Origin of the sequence: Mesorhizobium sp. M5C.F.Ca.IN.020.32.2.1, assembly GCF_004023105.1 — a bacterium.
GTDB lineage: Bacteria > Pseudomonadota > Alphaproteobacteria > Rhizobiales > Rhizobiaceae > Mesorhizobium > Mesorhizobium wenxiniae.
This window is the reverse complement of record NZ_RZSX01000463.1, coordinates 1-5,017: the sequence shown is the minus strand read 5'-3', so window position 1 is coordinate 5,017 and position 5,017 is coordinate 1. Positions and strand designations below refer to the sequence as shown.

5 protein-coding genes are annotated in these 5,017 nt (G+C 64.2%); 4 read left to right on the top strand and 1 reads right to left on the bottom strand.

The features are described from left to right. Positions 1–347: MFS transporter (locus tag EOA86_RS21760; protein ID WP_164891892.1), on the bottom strand; the 347-nt coding region annotated here is incomplete at its 3' end. A 195-nt stretch (positions 348–542) separates the two neighbouring features. Here EOA86_RS21760 and EOA86_RS21755 point away from each other — a divergent pair. The 4 genes from EOA86_RS21755 to carB all read left to right on the top strand — a co-directional run. Continuing rightward, positions 543–899: a helix-turn-helix transcriptional regulator gene (locus EOA86_RS21755; RefSeq protein ID WP_128343524.1), complete on the top strand. Its 357-nt coding sequence runs from the start codon at positions 543–545 to the stop codon at positions 897–899. 101 nt (positions 900–1,000) lie between these two features. Continuing rightward, positions 1,001–1,759: a metallophosphoesterase family protein gene (locus EOA86_RS21750; RefSeq protein WP_128343522.1), complete on the top strand. Its 759-nt coding sequence runs from the start codon at positions 1,001–1,003 to the stop codon at positions 1,757–1,759. A gap of 254 nt (positions 1,760–2,013) precedes the next feature. Then, complete coding sequence (locus EOA86_RS21745) at positions 2,014–2,973, top strand: SH3 domain-containing protein (RefSeq protein ID WP_348633360.1); 960 nt, start codon at positions 2,014–2,016, stop codon at positions 2,971–2,973. A 226-nt stretch (positions 2,974–3,199) separates the two neighbouring features. Then, positions 3,200–5,017: carbamoyl-phosphate synthase large subunit (carB, locus tag EOA86_RS21740; RefSeq protein ID WP_128343520.1), on the top strand; the 1,818-nt coding region annotated here is incomplete at its 3' end.

Sequence of the window (5,017 nt, the reverse complement as noted above, 5' to 3'; positions counted from 1 at the left end):
GCCGTCCCCTGCGCCGTCGCCGCGAACAGGCCGGACGACAGCGCCATGACGATGCGCGCTATCAGCAGCAATTCGAACGAGGAACTCAGCGCCGCCGCCAGATTGCCCAGCACGAAAAACACCAGCGTCCACAAGATGACGCGCCGACGGTCCCATTCGCCGGTGAGCGTCGCCAGGATCGGCGTGCCGAGCGCATAGGCGAGCGCGAAGGCGGTGATCAGCGTGCCGGCGAGTGGAACGGAGATGGCGGCGTCGGCCGCAATGTCGGGCAACAGGCTTGAAATGACGAAGCCTTCGGTCGCGATCGTGAATGATCCGAGCGCAAGCCAGATGAGGCGCTTGTCCATGGCAACAAATCCTTAGTTCAAAAGTTATTGAACAATTGTACATCATGGGGCATGGTGTCAATGAAGCCACCGGAGAATAGCGGAACCCTCCTGACAGCTCTATGTCAGGACAAGGTGGCGGGAGGTGGAAACTGCGTGCATCCATCAAGGAGGAGATGCGTTGAAATCGACCCTGATTGCGCTTAGTTCCTGGGCATGACCCTGCCCCATCCCACCGCCGACCAGATCAGCCTGTCGAACGTGCTTGCCGTGCTCGGCGATCCCACCCGGCTGGCCATCGTGCGCTATCTCGCCAGCAAGGAAGGCGTGCCGCTGAACTGCAGCCAGTTCCTCGACCTCTGCTCGAAAACCAATCTCAGTTATCACCTTGCCAAATTGCGCGAGGCCGGCGTCACACGCACCGAGGTGGTCGGCACCAGCCGGCTGATCACGCTGCGCCGCGACGACCTCGATGCTCGCTTTCCGGGCCTGCTCGACAGCGTCATTGCCGCTGCCGTCAACGATACGGCGCTGCCCGCGGTAGGCGCCAACGAGATCAAAATCCAAGCATAGCCGTCTCCCGGCACCCGCCAGTACCGAGCACAACTCGCCAGGATTGGTTGGTGCCTGGAAGTCCTCCTGCTATGCCGTGCTTCGAACCAAGGGAGCTTCCCATGCGCATTGCCGTCCTCGCCGATATCCACGGCAACGTCCTCGCCCTGGACGCCGTGCTCGACGATCTGCGGCAGCGCGGCGGCGCCGACCTCGTCGTCAATCTCGGCGATTGCGTCTCCGGCCCGCTCTGGCCGCGCGAGACTTTTGCGCGGCTTGAAGCGCTCGCCCTGCCGACGGTGCGCGGCAATCACGACCGCCGCGTCGCCCGCGACACCGCCGATGAAGCCATGTGGCCGTCCGACCGCTATGCGCAGGAACGGCTGACGTCGGCCCAGCGCGAGGCGCTGTTGGCCTTGCCCCTCACGCTGGAGATCGCGCCGGGCGTGGTTGCCTTCCATGCCCGGCCCGACCACGACGAAAAATATCTGACCGATACGATAGCCGGCGGCCGGCTGGTGCGCGCACCGTTGGCCGCCATCAAGCGACGGCTGGCCGCGCTCGATCCCGCTTGCCGCATCGTGCTGTGCGCCCATAGCCACCGCAGCGAACTGATCCGTATCCCCGACGGCCCTGTCGTCTTCAATCCGGGCAGCATCGGCTGCCCCGCTTATGGCGACGACACGCCACCGGCGCATGTCTCGGAGCAAGGCTCTCCGCATGCACGCTACGGCATTGTCGAACTGGGTGAGCCGGGCCGCCCCGACCGTTTTGCGGCCATCGCCGTCGACTATGACCATGAGGCGGCAGCGCGGCAGGCCGAACAGGCGGGACAGCCGGAATGGGCCCACGCGCTGCGAACCGGGTTTATGTCGGGTTGAACGAGGTACGAGTTCCCAGGCTGAACGCGGAACGCGTTCATGCCTCAGGCTGAGCGAGGTTACGAGCTCATGCCGCCAAGCAGCTTGCTCATGCCCGGCTGAGCTTGCAAATGCCGCGGACCGGACACCATTCCCCAGCCGCATTTTCCGACTTACATAGCGCCATGTCGTCGTTTATAAAATCGGCCTGGAATGCGGTGGCGTTTCCGTGCCAGGCCGCACCTCCGGGAATGCTTCTATCGCCCACGGCCAAAATGATGAGGCGCACAGTTACGCTCCGAACGACGCTGTACGCGCTCACTGCCGCCCTTCTCCTGCTGACGGCGCTGCTGCCGGCCAAAGCCGAGGAGGCGCCGATCGTTTCCATCGTGACCGACCTCGCTCCAGGCGATCTCCTGAACGTCCGCGCCACGGCATCGGCGATGGGCAAGATCAAGGCTCGGCTGCCTAACGGTACGAGCGTCAACAATCTCGGCTGCAACGACGTCAATGGCTACCGCTGGTGCAAGGTCGCAGAAACTGACAATCCGCAACTGACGGGATGGGCTCCCGCCCGCTACCTGAACCCCGACAATCCGGCGGCCGTTTCGGATGCGGATGCCGAAACGACCGGCGAAGGCGCAGCTCCTGCAGCCGAGGCTTCGAACCTGGTATCCGCAGATCAGCCGCTTCCCGACCTGACAGCGCGCCTGGGCGCGCCCGGAACCACGATGACAGCCGCCGACGCAATCGGCAGGGCGGCCATCGAAGACGCTTACCGCCTGGCGCTCGCGGCCAGCGGAAATCCTTCGACCGGCGAGACGCAGTCGCCCGCAGCAGCGGAGGAGCCCATCCGGCATCGCGCCGCCAATACAGCGCCTCCGGCCAACGCACAGGCCGTTGCGCGGCTGCAGCCGCCGGGGAGGTCCGCGCCGGCCCTGGGTGCCCGCAACGAGATTCCTTGCGCGCGCTATGTCGGCCAGCCGATGACCAGCTGCAAGGCGGGCGTTGTGCATACGGGCGACAAAGCCGAGGTGACCGTGACCTGGCCCGATGGCGGTACCCGCGTCATCAGTTTCCAGGCCGGTCGGCCCGCCGGTTCGAATGCATCAGCTGAATTCCGCTACACGCGCGAGGGCGACCTGAACATCATCCGCGTCGGCGTTTCCGAACGCTTCGAGATCAAGGATGAGTTGGCGCTGGGGGATGAGTGGCTAAGGGGAATAAGGCAGTAGGGCAGGAGGGCAATATGTTTAAAGGGCGCTCGAACCTACTGCCCTACTGCCCTACTGCCCTACTGCCCTACTGCCCTACTGCCCTACTCGCATTTTAGGGGGTTACATCAGGCAAAACTCTTCCCTATAAGGCCCTCCTAGCCTGATACCAGAATCGCGAGCACAACCGGCCGGGTCCTCCCCGTCCGGTTTTTCGTGCAAGCCGCCTGCCGAACGGACCCTCGATATGCCAAGACGCACCGACATCAAGTCGATCCTGATCATCGGGGCCGGCCCCATCGTCATCGGTCAGGCCTGTGAGTTCGACTATTCGGGCACCCAGGCCTGCAAGGCGCTGAAGGAAGAGGGTTTTCGCGTCATCCTGGTCAATTCCAATCCGGCCACCATCATGACCGACCCGGAGCTGGCCGACGCCACCTACATCGAGCCGATCACGCCGGAGGTGGTAGCCAAGATCATCGCCAAGGAGCGGCCGGACGCGCTGCTGCCGACCATGGGCGGCCAGACCGCGCTCAACACCGCTCTGTCGCTGCGCCGCATGGGTGTGCTCGAACGCTACAATGTCGAGATGATCGGCGCCGATGCGCATGCCATCGACAAGGCCGAGGACCGGGCGCTGTTTCGCGAGGCGATGAACAAGATCGGCCTGGAGACGCCGAAGTCGATGCTGGCCAACGCCACCGACGTCAAGAACGCCGACCGCAAAACGCACGAGGCCGAGCGCGCCGCGCTCAAGGCTGAGAAGCCCGAGAACCTCGACGCCGCGCTCGACGCGCTGGAAACCCGCTGGAACCTCGGCGAGGGCGACCGCAAGCAGCGCTACATCAGCCACGCCATGGCGATCGCCGCACAGGCGCTCGACCATGTCGGCCTGCCCGCCATCATTCGCCCGTCCTTCACCATGGGCGGCACTGGCGGCGGCATTGCCTACAACCGCGCCGAATTCTACGAGATCGTCCAGTCGGGCCTCGACGCCTCGCCGACCACCGAAGTGCTGATCGAGGAAAGCGTGCTCGGCTGGAAGGAGTACGAGATGGAGGTCGTCCGCGATAAGGCCGACAATTGCATCATCGTCTGCTCGATCGAGAACATCGACCCGATGGGCGTGCACACCGGCGACTCGATCACGGTCGCCCCTGCGCTGACGCTGACCGACAAAGAATATCAAATGATGCGCAATGCCTCGATCGCGGTGCTGCGCGAGATCGGCGTCGAGACCGGCGGCTCCAACGTGCAGTTCGCCGTGAATCCTGCAGATGGAAGACTTGTGGTGATCGAGATGAACCCGCGCGTCTCGCGCAGCTCTGCCTTGGCCTCCAAGGCGACCGGTTTTCCCATCGCCAAGATCGCCGCGAAACTCGCCGTCGGCTACACGCTGGACGAGTTGGAGAACGACATCACCGGCGGCGCCACGCCGGCCTCGTTCGAACCGTCGATCGATTACGTCGTCACCAAAATCCCGCGCTTCGCCTTCGAGAAATTCCCCGGCGCCGAGCCGGTGCTGACTACGGCGATGAAGTCGGTCGGCGAGGTCATGGCCATCGGCCGCACTTTTCAGGAATCGCTGCAGAAGGCGCTGCGTGGACTGGAAACCGGCCTGACGGGTCTGGACGAGATCGAGATCCCCGGCATCGGCCACGGGAGCACGCCAGCCAACCACGCCGACGACCGCAACGCCATCCGCGCCGCATTGGGCACGCCGACGCCCGACCGGCTGCGCATGGTGGCGCAGGCGATCCGCATGGGCACCTCGCTCGAAGATGTGCACGCCATGTGCAAGATCGATCCTTGGTTCCTCGAGCAGATCGCCGGCATCCTGGCCATGGAAGATCGCATCCGCGAGCATGGCATCCCGCAGGACGCCGCCAATCTGCGCATGCTGAAGGCGATGGGTTTTTCCGACGCCCGCCTCGCGTCCCTGGTCAGGAAAGACGTGGAAGAGATTCAGAAGATTCGCGAAAAGCTCGACGTTCATCCGGTTTACAAGCGCATCGACACCTGCGCCGCCGAGTTTGCCTCGCCCACCGCCTACATGTATTCCACC

Excerpts from the sequence above, each read along its gene's own strand:
- EOA86_RS21755 (WP_128343524.1), top strand. The coding sequence starts at position 543 with ATGACCCTGCCCCATCCCACCGCCGACCAGATCAGCCTGTCGAACGTG.
- EOA86_RS21750 (WP_128343522.1), top strand. The coding sequence starts at position 1,001 with ATGCGCATTGCCGTCCTCGCCGATATCCACGGCAACGTCCTCGCCCTG.
- EOA86_RS21745 (WP_348633360.1), top strand. The coding sequence starts at position 2,014 with ATGATGAGGCGCACAGTTACGCTCCGAACGACGCTGTACGCGCTCACT.